General features: G+C 71.0%; 18 protein-coding genes and 1 pseudogene. 12 read left to right on the top strand and 7 right to left on the bottom strand.

Translation table 11 applies throughout. From position 1 onward, the window contains the following. From HLK59_RS21990 to HLK59_RS21975, 4 genes and pseudogenes are all read left to right on the top strand, one after another. Positions 1-417 (top strand): annotated as a pseudogene (locus tag HLK59_RS21990) (endonuclease); the annotation flags it as partial. Between the two features lie 202 nt (positions 418-619). Next, entirely contained in the window at positions 620-1,387 is a 768-nt protein-coding gene (locus tag HLK59_RS21985; RefSeq protein ID WP_171143209.1) for a DUF4142 domain-containing protein, read from the top strand. 85 nt (positions 1,388-1,472) lie between these two features. Beyond that, complete coding sequence (locus tag HLK59_RS21980; RefSeq protein ID WP_171143208.1) at positions 1,473-2,264, top strand: TIGR04222 domain-containing membrane protein; 792 nt, start codon at positions 1,473-1,475, stop codon at positions 2,262-2,264. A 98-nt stretch (positions 2,265-2,362) separates the two neighbouring features. Then, the gene (locus HLK59_RS21975) at positions 2,363-3,985 is read left to right on the top strand and encodes an alpha/beta hydrolase (RefSeq protein WP_171143207.1); all 1,623 of its coding nucleotides are present in this window, start codon (positions 2,363-2,365) and stop codon (positions 3,983-3,985) included. On the opposite strand, the gene hemQ is transcribed toward HLK59_RS21975, so the two are convergent. Then, positions 3,986-4,717, bottom strand: a complete 732-nt coding sequence (gene hemQ / locus HLK59_RS21970) for a hydrogen peroxide-dependent heme synthase (RefSeq protein ID WP_171143206.1) — start codon at positions 4,715-4,717, stop codon at positions 3,986-3,988. Positions 4,718-4,722: 5 nt separating this feature from the next. Next, positions 4,723-6,174: a protoporphyrinogen oxidase gene (hemG, locus tag HLK59_RS21965; RefSeq protein WP_171143205.1), complete on the bottom strand. Its 1,452-nt coding sequence runs from the start codon at positions 6,172-6,174 to the stop codon at positions 4,723-4,725. Between the two features lie 157 nt (positions 6,175-6,331). Between hemG and HLK59_RS21960 the strand changes: the two genes are divergently transcribed. Together HLK59_RS21960 and HLK59_RS21955 are read left to right on the top strand one after the other, a co-directional pair. Further along, complete coding sequence (locus tag HLK59_RS21960) at positions 6,332-7,318, top strand: DUF4349 domain-containing protein (protein WP_171143204.1); 987 nt, start codon at positions 6,332-6,334, stop codon at positions 7,316-7,318. A gap of 27 nt (positions 7,319-7,345) precedes the next feature. Continuing rightward, positions 7,346-8,731, top strand: coding sequence for an FAD-dependent oxidoreductase (locus tag HLK59_RS21955; protein ID WP_171143203.1), 1,386 nt, complete (start codon positions 7,346-7,348; stop codon positions 8,729-8,731). Positions 8,732-8,743: 12 nt separating this feature from the next. Here HLK59_RS21955 and HLK59_RS21950 read toward each other — a convergent pair whose 3' ends face one another. After that, positions 8,744-9,064, bottom strand: coding sequence for a hypothetical protein (locus HLK59_RS21950; protein ID WP_171143202.1), 321 nt, complete (start codon positions 9,062-9,064; stop codon positions 8,744-8,746). 137 nt (positions 9,065-9,201) lie between these two features. Between HLK59_RS21950 and HLK59_RS21945 the strand changes: the two genes are divergently transcribed. Next, positions 9,202-10,020: a rhomboid family intramembrane serine protease gene (locus tag HLK59_RS21945; RefSeq protein WP_171143201.1), complete on the top strand. Its 819-nt coding sequence runs from the start codon at positions 9,202-9,204 to the stop codon at positions 10,018-10,020. Between the two features lies 1 nt (position 10,021). On the opposite strand, the gene hemE is transcribed toward HLK59_RS21945, so the two are convergent. Then, positions 10,022-11,077 carry a uroporphyrinogen decarboxylase gene (gene hemE / locus HLK59_RS21940; protein WP_171143200.1) on the bottom strand — a complete coding sequence of 352 codons (1,056 nt, stop codon included), beginning with the start codon at positions 11,075-11,077 and terminating at the stop codon, positions 10,022-10,024. A gap of 123 nt (positions 11,078-11,200) precedes the next feature. Between hemE and HLK59_RS21935 the strand changes: the two genes are divergently transcribed. From HLK59_RS21935 to HLK59_RS21925, 3 genes are all read left to right on the top strand, one after another. Further along, positions 11,201-11,869 carry a DUF3000 domain-containing protein gene (locus HLK59_RS21935; protein ID WP_240982566.1) on the top strand — a complete coding sequence of 223 codons (669 nt, stop codon included), beginning with the start codon at positions 11,201-11,203 and terminating at the stop codon, positions 11,867-11,869. A 247-nt stretch (positions 11,870-12,116) separates the two neighbouring features. Beyond that, entirely contained in the window at positions 12,117-12,779 is a 663-nt protein-coding gene (locus tag HLK59_RS21930) for a response regulator transcription factor (RefSeq protein ID WP_046260003.1), read from the top strand. 170 nt (positions 12,780-12,949) lie between these two features. Then, entirely contained in the window at positions 12,950-14,254 is a 1,305-nt protein-coding gene (locus tag HLK59_RS21925; protein WP_171143199.1) for a ribonuclease D, read from the top strand. Between the two features lie 6 nt (positions 14,255-14,260). On the opposite strand, the gene HLK59_RS21920 is transcribed toward HLK59_RS21925, so the two are convergent. The 3 genes from HLK59_RS21920 to HLK59_RS21910 are packed head-to-tail and all read right to left on the bottom strand — an operon-like array spanning position 14,261 to position 17,342. Beyond that, complete coding sequence (locus HLK59_RS21920) at positions 14,261-15,091, bottom strand: carbohydrate ABC transporter permease (RefSeq protein ID WP_171143198.1); 831 nt, start codon at positions 15,089-15,091, stop codon at positions 14,261-14,263. Beyond that, positions 15,088-16,029 (bottom strand): sugar ABC transporter permease, encoded by a 942-nt coding sequence (locus HLK59_RS21915; protein ID WP_171143197.1) that lies wholly within the window; start codon positions 16,027-16,029, stop codon positions 15,088-15,090. Before HLK59_RS21915 ends, HLK59_RS21920 begins: the two co-directional genes overlap by 4 nt. After that, entirely contained in the window at positions 16,029-17,342 is a 1,314-nt protein-coding gene (locus HLK59_RS21910) for an ABC transporter substrate-binding protein (protein ID WP_171143196.1), read from the bottom strand. The genes HLK59_RS21915 and HLK59_RS21910 overlap by 1 nt, the downstream gene beginning before the upstream one ends. 165 nt (positions 17,343-17,507) lie before the next feature. On the opposite strand from HLK59_RS21910, the gene HLK59_RS21905 reads away from it, so the two are divergent. Continuing rightward, on the top strand, positions 17,508-19,871 hold the full coding sequence (locus HLK59_RS21905) for a glycoside hydrolase family 2 protein (RefSeq protein ID WP_171143195.1): 2,364 nt from the start codon (positions 17,508-17,510) through the stop codon (positions 19,869-19,871). Next, positions 19,868-20,905 (top strand): LacI family DNA-binding transcriptional regulator, encoded by a 1,038-nt coding sequence (locus HLK59_RS21900; protein WP_171143194.1) that lies wholly within the window; start codon positions 19,868-19,870, stop codon positions 20,903-20,905. Before HLK59_RS21905 ends, HLK59_RS21900 begins: the two co-directional genes overlap by 4 nt. Positions 20,906-20,995: the final 90 nt, after the last annotated feature.

The following is a 20,995-nucleotide window of genomic DNA, read 5'->3' as shown; positions in this document are numbered from 1 at the left end:
GCCCCCGCCCGTCAGCGTCTGGCTCTCGCCCAGACCGCTCTGCTCTCCGCGCTCGTCGCCGGGACGCCCGTGCCCGAGGGGTTCGACCGGGTGCGGATCGGGGTGCAGGCGCGGGCGCTCGCCGGGAAGCGGGCGGACGTGGTGGCGAAGGTCGCGCCCGAGCTGCCGGAGATCCTCGGGGCGGGGTACCGGGCGGCGTTCCTCGGGTACGCCCACGGGCATCCGATGGGCGCCGGCTACCGGCGGGACGCGCTGGACTTCGCCGGGTACCTCCTCGGCTCCGGCCTGCCGGAGGACCCGCGCGCCCGGGCCGGGCTGCGGGAGTGGTGGCTGGAGCGGTCGGGCAGCCGGCCGCGGTCCCACCGGCCCGCGGTACGGCTGGCCCGGGCGACACGGCGGGTGCTGCTGCGACGGTGACCAGACAGTCGGCCCGCCGAGTGTGCCCGGATTAACACGGCCGCCTCCACACATCTCCCCCACAATCGGTTCGGCATGCTTTGGTGCCGTATGCCACCAACCATCCGGCCACCATTCACCCCTGGTGTCCGAGTTGCAACCATTCGCTCCTGTACGGCAGTTGGCGCGGACCGCGCAGTAACATGCCGTAACAGGAGGCACCATGCGACCCCGACCCCCCGTCAAAGGCCGTGGCATTCTCAGCGGCACGGGGCTCATCATCGCCGGCCTGACGGCGACCCTGATGGCGCTGATCTTCCCGATCTGGTCGTACGCCGACCGGTCGGGGACACCGGTCGACGTACTCAACGCCGAGACCGTGTCGACGCAGTACGGGCCGCTGTCCGCGCTCGACCGGGAGTTCGTCACGAAGGTCCGGCTGGCCGGGCTGTGGGAGCTGCCCGCCGGTCAGCAGGCCCAGCAGAAGGGCACGACGCAGGCCGTACGGACGGCCGGACAGCACCTCGTCGAAGGCCACACCTTCCTGGACGAGCGGGTCCGTGACGTCGCCTCGCAGCTGGGCCTGGCGCTCCCCAACGAGCCGAACGACCAGCAGAAGGAGTGGCTCGCCACTCTGAACGCGGCCCAGGGCGTCGAGTACGACCGGGAGTTCGCCAACATCCTGCGTCTCGCGCACGGCAGGGTGTTCTCCGTCGTCGCCCAGGTCCGCGCGAGCACCCGCAACTCGCTGGTCCGCACCCTCGCCGACGACGCGAACACCACCGTCCTGGACCACATCAAGATCCTGGAGGCCACGGGCTACGTCGACTTCGACGCCCTGGCCCAGGACATGGTCGCGGGCAGCACACCCCCGATCAGCAACTCCCCGGCCCCGCCCGCCTTCACGGCGGACCCGACCCCGGCCGTCCCGGTGACACCGAGCTACGCGCTGCCCCCACCGGCCACCAGCCCGCCGCCCGACGAGCCCTAAAGGGAACGTCACATACCGGCAAACATACGTCCGGATTGTGAACAAGGCATGGCGCAGTCCAGACCATCTCGCATAGAACAGCGTCATGTTCTGGGTCCTTCTCCTGCTGCTGGCCTGGGCCGCCGCCGGAACCGCGTGTACCCGGTTGTGCCTGGCCGCCGTACACGCCGCGGCCGACGATGTGGACGCGGGCCACGGACACGACCTCACGCTGTACGAGGCGGCGTTCCTGTCCGGCGGCCCACGCCGGGTCGCCGACCTCACCCTCGTCTCCATGGCCCGCCAGCGCCGTCTGCTGCTCGCGCACACGGGCTGGGCGACGGTCGTCGACCCGCGGGGCCGGGACGAGATCGAGCGCTCCGTCATAGGGGCGATCGGCCCTGAGGGGCAGTCCCGTATCGCCCCGGTCCGGGACGCCGCCGCCACCGCGGCCCCGGTACGCGGTCTCGCCGACCGTCTCGTCCGCGCCGGCCTCGCCGTGCCCGACGGGGCGCGCACGACGGTCGCGGCCGCGGTCCGCCAGGTGCAGCTCGCCGCGGTCGTCGTCCTCGCGCTGGGCGCGACCGCGCTGCTGACGCCCGCCCCGTCGGACGTACCGCGCCATCTGATCGCCCTCTGGTTCGCCCTCCCCCTCGCGCTGACCCTGAGCTGTCTGGCCATCGCGCGCATCGAGGTGCACCCGTACTCGCGCTGGGCCTCCCCGGCGGGTCAGCGCCTGCTCGGCGCGCTGCCCCGGCGGGCCGGCGCCGGCGACGACCGTACGTACCTCACCACCGTCGCCGTACGAGGCGTCCGCGCCGTCGGTGAACCGGACCTGCGCGCGGCCTTCGCCGACCGCGAGCAGCACTGGCGCACCGGGCACACCAGGGGCGCATAGGGGGCATTGGCGCCGACACCGGCCGGGTGGTGCTTGCCTTCGCCGACAACCGAACGAAACATCCCTTTTGTTGCTGCCGTGCACCGAAGGGATACGCGATGAGAGCCCCCGCCCTCTACTCGGCCGCCGGGACCTTGCTCCTGACCACTCTCGCGGCCGCCCCGGCCGGCAGCGCGTCGGGGGCCTCCGGTGCTCCCGCCGCCGCCGAGGTGCGCGGCACCGCGACGGCCGCCGCGCGCGCCGAGGCCGCGGGCATCGCCTTCGGCAAGTGCGCCGAGGTGGAGGACCTGCCGGGCAACGTCCAGTGCGGCACGGTGTCCGTCCCGCTCGACTACGCCAGCCCCGACGGCAAGCAGATCAAGCTCACCGTCAGCCGTGTGCGGGCCACCCACAGGGACCCGCACAACAGCAAGCGCAAGGTGCCCCGCCAGGGCGCCCTGGTCTTCAACCCGGGCGGTCCGGGCGCCTCCGGCATGTACTTCCCGCTGATCGGCGTGATGCCGGAGTGGAAGCGGCTCGCGGCCGCGTACGACCTCGTCGGCTACGCCCCGCGCGGGGTGGGCCGCTCGGCGCCCCTGTCCTGCCAGGACCCCAAGCACTTCTACGAAGCGCCCTCGCAGGCACCGACACACCCCTCGGAGTCGTACAAGCAGGAGCGCATCGCCCAGGCCAAGACGTACGCACAGGGCTGCGCGAAGCGGGCGGGCAGCGCGCTCCGCCACTACACCTCGCTCAACAACGCCCGTGACCTGGACGTCCTGCGGGCCGCGCTGGGCGAGGAGAAGCTGACGTTCATGGGGGCGTCGTACGGCACCTACTTCGGGGCGCTGTACGCGACGCTGTTCCCGTCGCACGTACGGCGGATGGTGTTCGACTCGGCGGTGAACCCGGATCCGACGCAGATCTGGTACCGCAACAACCTCGACCAGTCGGCCGCGTTCGAGGGCCGCTGGGCGGACTTCCGGGACTGGATCGCCAAGCACGACAAGGTGTACGGGCTCGGCGACACGGCGGAGCGGGTGCAGCGCAGCTACGACAAGGCGGCGGCGCAGCTGGCGGTGGAGCCGGCGGGCGGGAAGGTCGGGCCCGGGCAGTTGCAGGGGGCGTTCCTGGCTGCCGGGTACTACGACGACTACTGGCCGCACCGCGCGGAGGCGCTGTCGGCGTATCTGAAGGGCGACCCGAAGCAGCTGATCCTCCAGGCGGGGCCGCATGCGGAGGCGGCGAAGGAGGCCGAGAACGGCAACGCGGTCTACACGGCCGTCGAGTGCAACGACGCGTCCTGGCCGACGGACTGGAAGGTGTGGGACCGGGACAACACCCGGCTGGCGCGGGTGGCGCCGTTCGAGACGTGGGACAACGTCTGGATGAACCTGCCCTGCGCGTACTGGTCGGCGCCGCGTCAGGAGCCGCTGGATGTGCGGACCGGTCCCGGTGAGCTGCCGCCGACGCTGATCCTGGCGGCCGAGCGGGACGCGGCGACGCCGTACGACGGCGCCCTGGAGATGCACCGGCGGCTGTGGGGCTCGGTCCTGGTGACCGAGCGGGACTCGGGCACGCACGGCATCGCGGGCGGCCCGAACCCGTGCGTCAACGGGCATGTGGACGCGTATCTGCTGGAAGGGCGGCTCCCGGTGCGGCGCGCGGCCTGCGCACCGCACCCGGAGCCGAAGCCGCGCGAGCACTCCTCGAAGAAGTCGGCCGCCCGGCCGGCGGCCTGATCAGGCGAGGCCCGCGACCAGCTCCGCGATCTCCTTGCGGCGGCCCGTGTAGAACGGGACCTCCTCGCGGACGTGCATACGGGCCTCGGACGCACGCAGATGGCGCATGAGGTCGACGATGCGGTACAGCTCGTCGGCCTCGAAGGCCAGCAGCCACTCGTAGTCGCCGAGCGAGAACGAGGCGACCGTGTTGGCGCGGACGTCCGGGTAGCCGCGGGCCATCTTGCCGTGGTCGGCGAGCATGCGGCGGCGGTCCTCGTCGGGCAGCAGGTACCAGTCGTAGGACCGCACGAAGGGGTAGACGCTGATGTAGTTGCGCGGCGTCTCGTCGGCGAGGAACGCCGGGATGTGCGAGCGGTTGAACTCGGCGGGGCGGTGCAGCGCCATGTTCGACCACACCGGCTCCAGCGCGCGGCCGAGCTTGGTGCGGCGGAAGAGGTTGTACGCCTCCTGGAGCTGGTCGGCGGTCTCCGCGTGCCACCAGATCATGAGGTCGGCGTCGGCGCGCAGCCCGGACACGTCGTAGGTGCCGCGGACGGTGACGTCCTTGGCGGCGAGCTGGTCGAACAGCTCCTGGACCTCGTCGGCGTAGCCCGCGCGGTCCTCGGGGAGCACGTCCTTCAGCTTGAAGACGGACCAGAGCGTGTAGCGGATGACCTCGTTGAGGTCCTTGGCCAGCTTGCCCTTGTTCGGGATCCGGCCGGCCTCGGGGGTGGGGGCTTCGTTGCTCATGGTCCTTATTCTCCTGCTCCTCCGTGCAGACTCTGCACCGGGTCGGCGGTGAGCTCCTGCACACCGCGGTCGTCGCCGTACACCTGGTCCACCGCCGCGTAGGCGCTCGCGACGCACGCCGGGATGCCGACGCCGTCGTACTGCGCTCCGCACACCGCGAGGCCCGGGAGCTTGCCGATGTGCTCGCGGACGCGGGCCACGCGGGTGTGGTGGCCGACGGGGTACTGGGGCAGGCCGTCGGTCCAGCGGGTGACGCGGGTTTCGAGGGGGCGCGCGTCGAGGCCGGTGGCCTCCTTGAGGTCGTGCCGGGAGACGTCGACGAGTTCGGTGTCCTCGCGCTCCAGGATCGCCGTCTCGCCGTAGCGGCCGACGGAGGTGCGCAGGACGACGACGTCGGGGTTCCGGTCGGCGATCCAGCCCCACTTCTGGGAGGCGAACGTGGACGCCTTGATGGTGCGCCCGTCGACCGGCGGCACGAGGAAGCCGCTGCCCGCCGGGAGGGCGGTGTCGGCGCGGCGGTAGGCGAGGGTGATCAGGGCCATGGAGGCGTATTCGATGGCGGCGAGGTCGGTGGCGGCCTCGGGGGCCTCGGTGCGCAGAAGCCGCGCGGCCGCGGGTGCGGGGACGGCGACGACGACGGAATCGGCGTGCAGGACGCGGTCCCCGGCGACGACCCGCCAGCCCTCGCCTCCCTCACGCCGGAGTTCGGTCACGGGGGTGTCGGTGAGGATCTCGCCGCCACGCGCGCGTACCGACTCGGCGACCGCGAGCGGCAGACTGCCCACACCTCCCTCGATGCCCATGAAGACGGGCCCGGTCTGCTGGTTGGCGGCGGCCTTCGCCTGGATCTCGCGGACGCCCTCCGTCAACGACGTGTGGGTCCTGGCGACCTGGAAGAGCTGCGGGACGGCCGAGCGCATCGAGATGCGGTACGCGTCACCGGCGTAGACCCCGCCGAGGAGGGGCTCGATGAGCCGGTCGACGACCTCGCGGCCGAGGCGCTCGGCCACGTACGCGCCCACCGCCACGTCGTCGCCGACCTCCGTGCGCGGCAGGTCTGCGTCGCGTTCGATACGGGCGAGGCCTTCGTCGGACAGGACGCCGGACAGGGCGGCCGCGGTGCCGGGGACGCCCATCACATGGCCCTTGGGCATGGGGCGCAGGGCGCCGCGGGTCCAGATCGAGGCGGTCGCGGTGGCCGGCGGCTGGAGGCGGCTGTCGAGGCCCACCTCGCGGGCGAGGGCGATCGCCTCGGGTCTGCGCGCCAGCATCGACTCCGCCCCGAGGTCCACGCGCGCCCCGGCGATCTCGCCGGGCAGCAGCTTGCCGCCGACACGGCCGGACGCCTCCAGGACGGTCACCCGTGCCCCGCGCTGAATCAGCCGGTGCGCGGCGGCGAGGCCCGCGATCCCGGCTCCGATGACGACGACGTGCTCCGCCGTACCTGATCCGCTCATGGCTCCACCCTCTCAGACGCCACCGACAGTCCGGCCAGGGCCATATGGCCCGTCCGAGTCCTGACCGTGACCGCATCGGGATCGTTCCGCTCCAACGTTCCGGTGCGTCCCGGCGTCGAAGAAGCGTCAGTCCGTCACGACCCTCGGGGGTAGGCCCATGCGCGCACGACGCTCCGTACGACCGGTCCAGGCTCTGGCCGGGCTCCTCCTGGCCGCCGGCCTCGTCCTGACCGGCTGCACCGGCGCGGGGGACGACAGCGGCAGCTCCTCCGGCGACTCGGACGCCGCCAAGTCGCAGGCGAGGGAGGCCGCTCCCGGCGCCGCCGCCGCGGAGGACGCGGGCGGGGGCGGCAGGCAGGCCACCACCGCGCCCACGCTCCCGACGAGCCACATCATCCGCACCGCCGAACTGACCGTGCAGGTCAAGGACGTACCGAAGGCGCTGGCGGCGGCCCGTACCAGCACCGAGAACGCGGGCGGCTACGTCGGCAAGGAGTCCACGTTCCGCGACGAGGGGGGCGCCGAGGAGACTCAGGTGACCCTGCGGGTGCCCGTCGACCGGTACGCCGACGTCCTGGCCGAGCTGGAGGGCTCGGGCAAGCTGCTGGAGCGTACGGCGAAGGCGCAGGACGTCACCGAGCAGGTCGTGGACGTGGAGAGCCGCATCAAGACGCAGCGCGCGAGCGTGGCCCGGATCCGGGAGCTGATGGACCAGGCGACCAGGCTGAGCGACGTGGTCACCCTGGAGGGTGAGCTGAGCACGCGTCAGGCCGACCTGGAGGCGCTGCTCGCCCGGCAGGCGTCCCTGAAGGACCGCACGAGCCTGGCCACGATCACCCTGTCCCTGTCCGAGAAGCCGGTGGCGAAGGCCGCCGAGGACGACGACCCGGGGGTCCTGGACGCGCTGGCGGGCGGCTGGGGCGCGTTCGTGTCGATGCTGCGCTGGATCGTGGTCGCCCTGGCCGCGGTTCTCCCCTTCGCCGCGGTGCTGGCCCTGATCCTGCTGATCTGGCTGCGCTGGGTACGCCCCCGCCTGCCCCGGCGCCCGGCCCCCGCGGGCGCCTCGACCGCGCTCGGCCCGCTCCCGACGGCCCGTCCGGCCCCGCGGCCGGGACGCACCGAGGAGCAGGGTGAGCAGGACTGAAATGCCCTGCCCTCGTAGCGTGTTCGCATGAGCATGAGCGCTGCGAAGGAACGGCTGGTCGTGATCGGTGGCGACGCCGCGGGGATGTCCGCGGCGTCGCAGGCGCGGCGGCTGAAGGGGCCCGGGGAGCTGGAGATCGTGGCGTTCGAGCGGGGGCACTTCACCTCGTACTCGGCCTGCGGCATCCCGTACTGGGTGGGCGGTGATGTCGAGGAACGCGACGAACTGATCGCGCGGACACCGCAGGAGCACCGGGCCCGGGGCATCGATCTGCGCATGCGCACGGAGGTCGTGGAGATCGACGTGGCCGGACAGCGGGTACGCGCGCGTGACGTCGATTCGGGGGCCGAGTCCTGGACGTCGTACGACAAGCTGGTGATCGCGACCGGCGCCCGCCCGATCCGCCCGGACATGCCGGGGGCCGACGCACCGGGTGTGCACGGCGTGCAGACCCTGGACGACGGGCAGGCCCTGCTCGACACGCTGGCACGCACGCGTGGCCGCAGGGCGGTGGTGGTCGGCGCCGGCTACATCGGCGTGGAGATGGCCGAGGCCCTCATCAACCGGGGCTACGAGGTGACCGTCGTCAACCGCGGCAGCGAGCCGATGTCCACGCTCGACGCGGACATGGGCCGCCTGGTGCACGAGGCGATGGAGGGCCTGGGGATCACCATGGTCAACGGCGCCGGGGTCACCAAGGTCCTGACCGGCGAGGACGGCCGGGTGCGCGCGGTGGCCACGGAGGACGCCGAGTATCCGGCGGACGTGGTGGTGCTGGGCATCGGCGTACGCCCGGAGACCTCGCTGGCCAGGGCGGCGGGCCTGCCCGTGGGGCAGCACGACGGGCTCCTGACCGACCTGGCCATGCGGGTGCGCGGCCACGAGAACATCTGGGCGGGCGGCGACTGTGTGGAGGTCCTCGATCTGGTCTCCGGCCAGGAACGGCACATCGCGCTCGGCACCCACGCCAACAAGCACGGCCAGGTCATCGGCGCGAACGTGGGCGGCGGTTACGCGACCTTCCCGGGTGTGGTCGGCACGGCGGTGAGCAAGGTGTGCGATCTGGAGATCGCCCGCACGGGTCTGCGGGAGAAGGACGCGCGCAGGGCGGGGCTCCAGTTCGTGACGGTCACGATCGAGTCCACGTCCCGCGCGGGCTACTACCCCGGCGCCTCCCCCATGACGGTGAAGATGCTCGCCGAGCGCCGCACGGGGCGGCTCCTCGGTGTGCAGATCGTCGGGAGGGAGGGCGCGGGCAAGCGGGTGGACATCGCGGCGGTGGCGTTGACGGCCGGGATGACGGTGGAGGCGATGACGGCCCTGGACCTGGGCTACGCCCCACCGTTCAGCCCTGTGTGGGACCCGGTACTGGTGGCGGCCCGCAAGGCGGCACTCAAAGTGCGGGCCTCCTGAGGGCCTGGGGGCTCATGCCGAGCCGTTGATCCGTTCGATGGCCTGCCGGGCCTGGTCGGCGGGCGGGCGGGGTGGCAGGGAGGAGACGGAGGCGCTCGGGGCCACCGCGGCCGGCTGCTCCCCCGCCGGTTTCGCGTGGGCGGCGGGCCGGGTCGACCGCAGCCGGTGGCTCACCGCCTCGTCGAGGGTCACGGGCCGCTGCATCTGCGAGGCGAGCCGCCCCGCGTCCTGGCCCAGCCGGGCCACGTCTTCCCACGGCAGCCGCAGCACGACGGAGACTTCCGCCTCGCCGTCCGGCAGCGCATGGATCGGAGGAGTAACTCGGTCGTTCATCGCCTGTTCCTCACGTTTACTCAGGTTTGCTGCGCGCGACCCGCCTTCCCCGTGCCGCGGGCGGTTGAGGAGTCATACGCACGCGCGCGTACCGGCGTTCACCGATTCGCCGACGGCATCCCGGGCACTACTTCCTTGTGGTCATCCCCGTCCATGACGTGAACCCGGTGCGCCGCACCCCCGTGGTGACGTACGCGCTGATCGCCGCGAACGTACTGGTCTTCCTGTACATGCCCGGCCTGGCCGGCTCCGTGGCGGGCGACAGCGGCCTGTCCCAGCTCTGCCATCTCCAGGCGTTCCTGGATCACTACGCGGCGGTGCCGCAGGAGTTGATCCACCATCAGCTGCCCCGGCTGGTCCCCACCGGTGACGTGGGTCCGGGCGGTCAGGGCTGTGTGGTCGGCCCGCCGACGTACGACAAGTCGCCCGTGCTGTCCGTGTTCACCGCGATGTTCCTGCACGGCGGCTGGCTGCACCTGCTGGGCAACATGCTCTTCCTGCTGATCTTCGGCAACAACGTCGAGGACCGCATGGGCCATGTGCGGTTCGCGCTGTTCTACGTCGTCTGCGGCTACGCGGCGTCGTACGGCTTCGCGCTCCTCAACGACGACTCGGGCGACCCCCTGATCGGTGCGTCGGGAGCCATCGCCGGAGTGCTCGGCGCCTATCTGGTGCTGTATCCGAAGGCCAGGGTGTGGGTCCTGGTGCCGTTCCTGATCTTCCTGCCGCTCAGGCTGCCGGCCTGGCTGGTGCTGGGCTTCTGGTTCGTGCTCCAGGCGGTGTACTCGTCCGGCGAGGGTGTCTCGGACGCCGGGACCGTGGCGTACGCGGCGCACATCGTGGGCTTTCTCGCGGGCATGCTGCTCGCCTGGCCGCTCAGGGCGGGCACGCCCCCGCCGCCGGAACCGCGCGGTCTGCTGTTCGGCAGGAAGGCGCGGCGCCGGCACGGCTGGTAGGTCAGCGGGCGGTCCGCGTGTGGACGTACTCCACGAGCCGGGTCAGCGCGTCCGGGTCGGTGGACGGCATCACGCCGTGGCCGAGGTTGAAGACATGGCCTTCGAGGTCCTTCGCCGAGTCCAGCACCTCGCGGGTCTTGGCCTCGACGGCCGCCGTGCCCGCGAACAGGACGGTCGGGTCGAGGTTGCCCTGGAGCGCCTTGCCGGGGCCGACGCGGCGGACCGCCTCGTCGAGCGGGACGCGCCAGTCGACGCCGACGACGTCCGCGCCGGCCTCGCCCATCAGCCTGAGCAGTTCACCGGTGCCGACACCGAAGTGGATGCGCGGGACTCCGTACCCGGCGACCGCGTCGAAGACCTTGGCGGAGTGCGGCATCACCGAGTTGGTGTAGTCGGCCGGGGAGAGCGCGCCGGCCCACGAGTCGAACAGCTGGACCGCCGAGGCGCCCGCCTCGATCTGCACCTTCAGGAAGGCGGCCGTGATCTCCGCGAGACGGTCGAGCAGGTCGGACCAGAGCTCGGGGTCGCCGTACATCATCGCCTTGGCGTTCTCGTACGTCCGCGACGGGCCGCCCTCGACGAGGTAACTCGCGAGGGTGAAAGGCGCGCCCGCGAAACCGATCAGCGGGGTGGCGCCGAGTTCGGCGGTCAGCAGGCCGATCGCCTCGGTGACGTAGGAGACGTCCTCCGGTGTGAGGTCGCGCAGCTGGGCCAGGTCGGCGCGGGTGCGGATCGGCTTCTCGACGACCGGGCCGACGCCGGGCTTGATGTCGAGGTCGATGCCGATGGCCTTGAGCGGGACGACGATGTCGCTGAAGTAGATCGCCGCGTCCACCTGGTGCCGGCGCACCGGCTGGAGGGTGATCTCGGTGACCAGCTCGGGCCGCATGCAGGACTCGAGCATCCCGACGCCCTCGCGGACCTTGCGGTACTCCGGCAGTGAGCGCCCGGCCTGCCGCATGAACCACACCGGGGTGTGCGGCACGGGCTCGCGCCTGCATGCCTTGAGGAAGGCGGAATCGTACGTGGCGGTCGGCTGGCTCTCGTTGGCACTCACGGGGGAAAGTCTCGCACGGCGCCGGGGGCGGTCATCGACGCCGGTCGGCATCCGCGGCGGCCCCCGCGCCGGGCCACGGGGTGTCTGGCCCGCGGCGAGCCATGGTTCCCCTAATCTTCCGGCATGGCTGCGGCTCAGGGACGACTGTCGGACGGCGCTGGCGGGATGGACGACGCGAAGGAGGGGGACCGGAATGCGAGCAGTGACGCTCCGCCGCCCTTCCGGGCGGCCGTCGATGCACTGAGGGCGGCCCGGCTGCGACCGCAGATCGAGGTGGAGCCGACGCGCGCGCCGCAGCGGCTCGCGCCCTTCGCGTACGCGCTGGAAGCCGCGGTCGTCGACGGCGACCAGGATCTGGCCGACGGCCGCCTGGTGCTGCTGCACGACCCGGACGGGCATGACGCCTGGCGGGGTACGTTCCGGCTGGTGACGCTGGTGCGCGCGGAGCTGGAGCCGGAGATGGCGGCGGACCCGCTGCTGCCCGACGTGTGCTGGTCGTGGCTGACGGGTGCGCTCCAGGCGCGCGGTCTGGCGTGCGGTGAGCCGAGTGGCACGGTCACGCGTGCGAGCTCCCACTACTTCGGTGGTCTGTCCGAGCGTCCGGCCGCCTCGCAGATCGAGATCCGGGCGTCCTGGACGCCTCGTGAGGGTCTGGGCGGTGTACCGGACGCGGCGGGACATCTGGCGGCCTGGTGCGATCTGCTGGCCCAGGTCGCGGGCCTGCCGCCGGCCGGTCCGGGTGACGCGTCGGTGGTGACGCTGCCGCAGAGGCGGGGACCGCAGTCCCGCTGACACGGCCTCACCGGCATGGTCTTCGGCGTCGCCTTTTGACGCCCTCTTTGACATCACTTTGTCGATACGGCCACTTTCAGTCGCGAACGAGCCCTCGAACGAACCGATTCGCTCACCGAACGATCGACCGCCTGTCCGAATTGCACGGATTGTTACTCACTAGATCGTGATCTTTCTCTAAAGGCCTACGGGTTTGATGCCGAAGACGTCTGTGACCTCACAGCCGTCCCCCATCCCAGGAGGCCTGGTGTCCGTTCTTCTCGAGCAGCCCGCAAGCCTGGTCGCCTACCGCCCGAACAAGCCGACCGCGATGGTGGTCGTGGCCGACCCGCGCGTCCGCTCCACCGTCACCCGCCACCTCTGGGCGCTCGGTGTACGCGATGTCATCGAGGCCTCGTCCGTCGCCGAGGCCCGTCCCCGTATCGGCAACCCCCGTGACATCTGCGTCGCCGACGTCCACCTGCCCGACGGCTCCGGCCTGACCCTCCTGTCCGAGACCCGCGCCGCGGGCTGGCCCAACGGCCTCGCCCTCTCCGCGGCCGACGACATCGGCGCCGTGCGCAACGCCCTCGCGGGCGGCGTCAAGGGCTACGTCGTCACCGGCACCCGTACCAACGTCGGGCTCCCCTCCCGGCCGGGCGCCGCGCCCATCGGCTCCCGTGCCGCCGGAATGCACCGCCGCCCCCCGGGTGCCCCGAGCCACCCGGGCGGTTACCGCGAGCTCTCCGGCCGCGAGGTCGAGGTGCTGCGACTGGTCGCGGAGGGCCAGTCCAACAAGGCCATCGGCGTCTCGATGGGCCTGTCCGCGCTGACCGTCAAGAGCCACCTCGCCCGTATCGCCCGCAAGCTGGGCACCGGCGACCGCGCCGGCATGGTCGCGGTGGCCCTGCGGACGGGCATCATCCACTGACCCCTCCACCATTCACGGACGTGAACTGGATCAGTCCTGGATCCCGGAGCACGCCCCCGATCGGTCGTGAACCCGAGGATTCACCGACCTGACTGGTTTACGACCCTCAGGCGCCCGTCGACGGAACGTTCCGTCGGCGGGCGCTGTCCATACACAGATACCCTTGACAGGTGACCGACGCCCAAGAGACCGCAGCAGACAGCTCACTGCGAACCACCGGAGGCGCCCCTCCGGACGACGGCGGATCTTCTGTTACGGGGGCGCCCGATCCTGAACCGGGTCCAGAGCCGATTCCTTTGCTCGAACCGCGCGAGGGCATCCCGCCCGTGGTCGCCGACGAGGACACGCTCGCCCGGGTGATCGCCGCGTTCGCGGCAGGCTCCGGACCCGTCGCCGTCGACGCCGAACGAGCGTCCGGCTACCGCTACGGACAGCGCGCCTACCTGGTCCAGCTGCGCCGCGAGGGCGCGGGGAGCGCGCTGATCGACCCCGTGGCCTGTCCCGACCTGTCCGGGCTCGGCGAGGCGCTCTCCGGCGTGGAGTGGGTGCTGCACGCCGCCACGCAGGACCTTCCGTGTCTGCGCGAGATAGGCATGGTCCCCACCTCCCTCTTCGACACCGAGCTCGCCGGACGGCTCGCCGGGTTCCCCCGGGTCGGCCTCGGCGCGATGGTCGAGGGCGTCCTGGGCTTCGTACTGGAAAAGGGGCACTCCGCGGTCGACTGGTCGACCCGTCCGCTGCCCGAGCCGTGGCTGCGCTATGCCGCGCTGGACGTGGAGCTCCTCGTCGACCTGCGGGACGCGCTGGAGAAGGAGCTGGACCGGCAGGGGAAGCTGGAGTGGGCGCGGCAGGAATTCGACGCGATCGCGGCCGCGCCGCCTGCCGAGCCGCGCAAGGACCCCTGGCGTCGGACGTCCGGGATGCACAAGGTGCGCCGGCGCCGGCAGCTGGCCGTGGTGCGGGAACTCTGGCAGACGCGGGACCGGATCGCCCAGCGGCGGGACGTGTCGCCGGGCAAGGTGTTGTCCGACACGGCCATCGTGGAGGCGGCGCTGTCCCTTCCGGCCGACGCCCAGGCCCTCGCCGCGCTGAACGGGTACGGGCAGCGGATGGGGCGGCGGCAGCTGGAGCAGTGGCAGGCCGCCGTGGACCGGGCGAAGGGGCTGTCCGAGGCGCAGTTGCCCGCGCCTGGGCAGCCGGTGACCGGGCCGCCGCCGCCTCGCGCCTGGGCCGACAAGGACCCCGCCGCCGCGGCTCGGCTGTCCGCGGCCCGGGCCGGGGTCTCCGCGCTCGCCGAGCGGCTCAACATGCCTCAGGAGAACCTGATCACCCCGGACACGGTTCGGCGGGTCTGCTGGGAGCCGCCGAAGGGTGTGGACGCGGGTTCGGTGGGGGCCGCCTTGGCCGGGTACGGGGCTCGGCCCTGGCAGGTCGAGCTCGTCACTCCGGTTCTGGTGAGTGCCTTGTCCGCCTAGCCGCGCTCACCTCGTCGCTCCTCGCATGAAGCCGTTGTAGATGAAGCGTTGCAGGCTCAGGAAGACCACCAGCGTCGGCAGGATCACCAGCACCGCTCCCGCCGAGATCACCTCCCAGTGCGCCGCGTACGGGCCCCGGAAGCGGAACAGCGACGTCGAGATCACGCCAAGATCTTCCGATGGCATGTAGAGGAAGGGGATGTAGAAGTCGTTGTAGACGGTGATCCCCTTCACTATCACCACCGTCGCTATCGCCGGCTTCAGCAGCGGGAAGATGATCCGCCAGTAGATGGTGAACGTGTTGGCCCCGTCCAGGCGGGCCGATTCGTCCAGAGAGATCGGGATCGATCGGACGAACTGCAGGAAGATGTAGATCGAGACGATGTCCGTGCCCATGTAGAGCGCGATCGGCGCCCAGAGGGTGTCGAACATGCCGAAGCTGTTGACGATCTGGAAGGTCGCCACCTGGGTCGTGACGCCGGGGACCAGTGCGGCGATCAGGAAGAGCGCCACCACCAGCTTGCGGAAGCGGAAGGTGAAGCGGTCGATGGCGTACGCCGTCATCGAGCCGATGAGGACCGTGCCGCCGATCGAGATCAGCAGGATGATCGCCGTGTTGGCGAAGGCGGAGAGCATCTCGCCGTCCTGGAACGCCGACACGTAGTTGCCGAAGTTCAGCAGGTTGTCGGGAAGGCTCAGGGCGCCGCTCGAATTCGCCATCTCCGTCTCCGACTTGAGGGAGGTCAGGAGGACGACGACCAGCGGGAGCAGGACCACCACGGTCGCGGCGATCAGGGACAGGTACACGAGGGCGCGGGACACCGCGTGGCGTGTCATACGAGGTCCACCTTGTCGTCGGGGACGAGGCGCCGCTGGACCCAGGTCACCAGCAGGATGATCAGCAGCAGGACCACCGCGGCGGCCGAGGCGAGGCCCGTCTTGTTGAAGCGGAAGGCCAGGTTGACCGTCTGGATCACGAAGGTCTCGGTGCCGGTGGCGCCGCCGGTCATGATGTACGGGATCTCGAAGGCCGACAGCGACCCGGAGATGGACAGGATCACTGTCAGGGTCAGCACCGGTTTGATGCCCGGCGCGATGATGTAGCGGAACTGGTGCCAGCGGTTCGCGCCGTCCAGTTCGGCCGCCTCGTACAGCTCCCCCGGGATCGACTGGATGGCACCCAGGAACAGGACGAAGTTCAGGCCCAGATAGCGCCACATCGAGACGCCGGCGAGCGAGGTGTTCGCGGAGACCGGGGTGCCGAGCCAGGCGTGGTCGGTCGTTACCCCGAAGAGGCTCAGGACCGAGTCGAGAGTGCCGCCGTCCTGGAAGAAGTAGAGGAAGACGAAGCCGATCGCCACCCCGTTGATCAGATACGGGAAGAACAGCACGCCCTTGAAGAAGTTCCGGAAGCGGACGTCGAAGCTGAGGACCGTCGCGAAGTAGAGCGCGGCGACGATCTGGAGGGCGGAGGCGGCCAGGTAGTAGCCGCTGACCCAGAACACCTCGAAGAGTTCCGGGCGGGTGAAGATCTCCTCGTAGTTCCCGACGCCCGTGTAGTGGAGTTCGGGGCTCACGCCGTCCCAGTCGGTGAGGCTGTACGCCACCATGTTGGCGATCGGCGCGTAGGTGAAGGTGATCAGCAGGGCGAGCGGGGCCAGGAGGAAGAGCCAGGGGGTGGCACCTCGCCACACCCGGTGCCTGCGGGCGGCGGGGGCCGGGACGGGTGCGGCCGGGATCACCTCCCCGGCCGCCTTCTGTGTCGTGTCCGTCATCAGGACCCCGCGTTCTTCTGGGCGTCCGTCCAGCGCTCGCTGAGGTCGGCGAGGAAGTCGTCGAGGCTGCCCTTGCGTGCTCCGCGGGCCAGGTCGACCAGGTTCTGGCGGTACTCGGGGGCGTAGATGCCGACTTCGGAGGTGTTGTCGATCTGCTTGACCTCGGCACCCTTGGTGTCGTCCACCTCGATGAGCTTGACGCCGGCGTCCTCGTACGGCTGCAGCACCTTGGGCATCGCCCCGTCCTTCAGCGGGGAGATGGCCAGGTTGTCCGCGACGTAGGTCGACTTGTCGGTGAACCAGTCGATCCAGGCGCGGGCCGCCTCCTTGTGCTTCGAGTGGACGTTGACCGCCTGGTTGTAGTCCGGGGCGACCGTCGCGCAGAACTTGCCGTCCGTCTGGGAGGGGAAGGGCATGAAGCCGATGTCGTCGGGGTTCGCCCCGGCCTTCTTCGCCGCGTCCTGGAACTGCACGATGGCCCAGGTGCCGAGCCACTGGGTGGCGATCTCGCCCTTGGCGGTCCTGGGCTTGGACTCCTCCCAGTTGCTCGTCGTCGGGTCCTTCTCGATCAGGCCCGACTTCACGATGTCGTAGAGCAGGGTGTCTCCGACGCGCAGGTCGGCGTCCTTCGCCCACGGGTCGCCCTCGGCGAGTTCGGTGGTCGCCTGCGGGTCGCAGTGGACGGCGCCGTCGACGTAGGTCCAGGAGGTGAGCGTCCATCCGGCCGAGAAGTTGGTGTAGTACGGGATGGCGTCGGTCCTGGACTTGATGGCCTTGAGGTCTTCGAGGAACTCGGCCGGAGTGGTGGGCCATTCGGTGATCCCGGCCTCCTTCCAGATCCGCTTGTTGTAAATGAAGCCGGGCATCCCGCCGTTCGTGGTCTGGCCGTAGACCTTGCCGTCGACGGTGGTGTAGTCGGTGAAGCGGTACTTCTTGGCGCGCTCCTCCTGGGTGCCCAGCGAGGCGAAGAACTTCGGGTAGTCGGCCTTCTTGATGACCGCGGGGATCAGCAGGACGTCACCGTAGTTCTCGGTGTTCATACGGATCTTGACCTCGGACTCGTAGTTCGTGAGCCCTTCGAACTCGACCTTCACCTTCGGGTACGTCTTGTTGAACTCGGCCGCGTACCGCTTCAGCGTGCCGTCCTGGATCAGGTCGGTGCGGACGGTGAGGACCTTGATGGTGCCGGTGACCTTCGACGGGTCGTCAGGAGCCTTGGCGTCGGCGCCTTTCGACGAGCCTCCGGTGCCGGTGCAGCCGGGGATCAGCAGGGCGCATCCCACGGCGAGGGCGAGGACTGTACGGCGGTTCATGTGCATCAGCTCCGTTCTCGGGACGTTCACGGGACGGAAGAGCACGTGCGGGTTGGCTGGTTCGGTACTCTGACAGCGTTGTCTTAACCGGTAAAGTCCCTATCTCGCCAACGATGCCAAAAAGTGTTCCCCGTGCTGGACTTGATCGGTTTAGGGAGTGCGTACATGCTTCAGGCCACACCGCTCACCGACGGATGGATCCTGCGGCACGACGGGGACGCTCTCCCCGCCTCCGTGCCCGGCTGTGCGCACACCGATCTGCTGGCGGCCGGAGTGATCCCGGACCCCTTTCTCGGGCGCAACGAGACCGAGGTGGCGTGGGTGGGGCGGCGGGAGTGGACGTACGAGCGGGACCTGTCGACCGCCGACGGGCACGAACAGGCCGACCTCGTCTTCGAGGGGCTCGACACCGCCGCCGAAGTCCGCCTGGACGGAAGGCTGTTGGGACGGACGCGGAACATGCACCGCTCGTACCGCTTCGACGTGACCGGCCTCGAAGGGCGGCTGGCGGTGCGGTTCGTCTCCGCCTACGCCGAGGCCGAGGCGGTGCGCGGGAAGCTCGGGGAGCGGCCGGCCGCCTACCACGAGCCCTTCCAGTACATCCGCAAGATGGCCTGCTCCTTCGGCTGGGACTGGGGGCCGACCCTGGTGACGGCCGGGATCTGGCGGCCGGCGCGTCTTGAGCACTGGTCGACGGCCCGGATCGCCCGGGTGCGGCCGCTGGTGACCGTTGATGTCGAACGCCGTCTGGGTGTCGTGGAGTTGGCCGTGGAGGTGGAGCGGACCCGGGTCGAGGCGTCGCTCGCCGTGGCGGCGACGGTGGGCGGGGTGCGGGTGCGCGCCTCGCTCGACGGGGCGCGTGGGGTCGTACGGCTCGAAGTGCCCGACGCGCGGCTGTGGTGGCCGCGTGGATACGGCGAACAGCCTTTGTACGACGTCGAGTTGACGTTGCTGCACGGTGATGACGTGCTGGATGTGTGGCGTCGGCGGGTCGGTTTCCGCACGGTGGAGCTGGACCGGTCGGCCGATGAGTACGGCACCGGTTTCACCTTTGTCGTCAACGGTGAGCGGCTCTTCGCGCGGGGCGTCAACTGGATCCCCGACGACGTCTTCCCGTCGCGGATCACGCGGGAGCGGTACCGGGAGCGGCTGACGCAGGCGGCCGGGGCGGGCGTCGATCTCGTCCGGGTCTGGGGTGGCGGGATCTACGAGAGCGAGGACTTCTACGACGCCTGCGACGAGTTGGGGCTGCTGGTCTGGCAGGACTTCCCGTTCGCGTGCGCGGCCTATCCGGAGGAGCAGCCGCTGCGGGGGGAGGTGGAGGCCGAGGCGCGGGAGAACGTCGTACGGCTGATGCCGCATCCCTCGCTGGTGCTGTGGAACGGCAACAACGAGAACCTGTGGGGGTTCAGGGACTGGGGCTGGGAGGAGCGGCTCGCCGGGGACTCCTGGGGCGAGGGGTACTACCTGGGCGTGCTGCCGCGGGTGGTGGCCGAGCTGGATCCGACGCGGCCGTACACGGCGGGGAGTCCCTGGTCCGGGTCGTGGGAGCGGCATCCGAACGATCCGGCGCACGGCACCCATCACTCGTGGGAGGTGTGGAACCGGGAGGACTACGCGCAGTACCGGCGGGAAGTCCCGCGGTTCATGGCCGAGTTCGGGTGGCAGGCGCCGCCCGCCCACGCGACGCTGCGGCGGTCACTGCCGGGCGAGGAGCTCGCGGCGGACTCCCCCGGGATGCTGCACCACCAGAAGGCCGACGACGGGAACGGGAAGCTGCGCCGGGGACTGGAGCGCCATTTCGCCTTCCCCGAGGGGGACTTCGACCGGTGGCACTACCTCACCCAGGTCAACCAGGCGCGGGCCGTGGCCGCCGGGATCGAGCACTGGCGGTCCCACTGGCCGGTGTGCTCGGGGACGGTCCTGTGGCAGCTCAACGACTGCTGGCCGGTGACGTCCTGGGCGGCGATCGACGGGGACGGGAGGGAGAAACCGCTCTATCACGAGCTGCGGCGGCTCTACGCGGACCGGTTGCTGACGGTCCGGGGGCGAGCCGTGGCCGCCGTCAACCAGGGCCCTGGTGCGTGGGCGGGTGCGCTGCGGCTGCGGCGGATGTCCGTCGAGGGGACGGTGATCGGCGAGGCGGGTGTGGAGTTCACCGCCGGGGCACGGACCGTGGCGCTCGTCGACCTGCCGAGGGACCTGGAGCCGGTCGGCGCCAAGGAGTTCCTGGTCGTGGACGCGGACGGGCTGCGGGCGCTGCACTTTCCGGCGCCGGACCGCGAGATCCCTTACCCCCGGCCGGACTTCGACGTGACGGTCGCGCCGGGCTCGGTGACGGTGACGGCCCGGAGTCTCGTACGGGATCTGCTCCTCCAGGCCGACCGGCTGGATCCTGAGGCACGGGCCGACCGGGGGCTGGTGACGCTGTTGCCCGGCGAACAGGTGACCATCGGTGTCAGTGGCTGGAAGACTCCTGATCCGGACGCCGCCCGATCCGCCCTGTACTGCCTGGAGCCCAGCCGATGACAGCCCAACCGGCCTCCCGCGTCACCATCAAGGACGTCGCCGCGCGTGCCGGTGTGTCCAAGGGTGCCGTGTCGCTCGCGTTCAACCACAAACCGGGGCTGTCGGAGACGACCCGGGACCGGATCTTCCGGGCCGCGCGGGAGCTGGGCTGGGCGCCGAACCTGACCGCGCGGACGCTGGCCGGGTCACGGGTGGACGTGGTGGGGCTCGCGATCTGCCGGCCGGCGCGGCTGCTGGGCCTGGAGCCCTTCTACATGGAGTTCATCTCGGGCGTGGAGAGCGTGCTGACCGAGCACTCGTGTTCCCTGCTGCTGCGGCTCGTACGGAACGTGGAGGAGGAGGTCGGGCTTCAGGAGGCGTGGTGGCGGGGGCGGCAGATCGGCGGGGCGATCCTCGTCGACTTCCGGCCCGACGATCCCCGGGTGGCGTCGGCCGAGCGGCTGGGGATGCCGGTGGTCGCGGTCGGGCATCCCTCGCTCACCGGAAACCTGACGTCCGTGTGGACCGACGACGCCACCGCCGTGACGGAGGCGGTGCGGTATCTGGCGGCGCTGGGGCATCGGCGGATCGCCCGGGTCGGGGGTGCGGCCGCGCTCGGGCACACCGCGGCGCGGACGGCGGCCTTCGACGAGGCGGCGCGGACGCTGGAGCTGGCCGGGGCGTGGCAGGTGACGACCGACTACTCGGGTGAGGCGGGGGCGCGGGCCACCCGGTCGATGCTCACCGCCGACGCGGCGGACCGGCCGACGGCGATCGTGTACGACAACGACATCATGGCGGTGGCCGGTCTTTCGGTGGCCGCGGAGATGGGGCTCTCCGTCCCCGGCGATGTCTCGCTGCTCGCCTGGGACGACTCCCAGCTGTGCCGGCTGACGCATCCGACGTTGTCGGCGATGAGTCATGACGTGCACGGGTTCGGGGCGGATGCGGCTCGGACGCTGTTCGGGGTGATCACCGGGGAAGGGCCCGGGTCGCATCCTGTGCCCACGCCGGTACTCACCCCACGCGGCTCGACCGCTCCCCCGCGGATGTGACCTTCGCCGCTCCCCCCTCCAGGACTGTGCAGCTACGTTACCCACAAGTAGCATGGGCCTGAGCGCGCGCTCAGCGCTTACGCAGTGCAG

Origin of the sequence: Streptomyces sp. S3(2020), assembly GCF_013044505.1 — a bacterium.
Taxonomy (GTDB): Bacteria; Actinomycetota; Actinomycetes; order Streptomycetales; family Streptomycetaceae; genus Streptomyces.
This window is presented reverse-complemented; position numbering and strand designations above follow the sequence as displayed.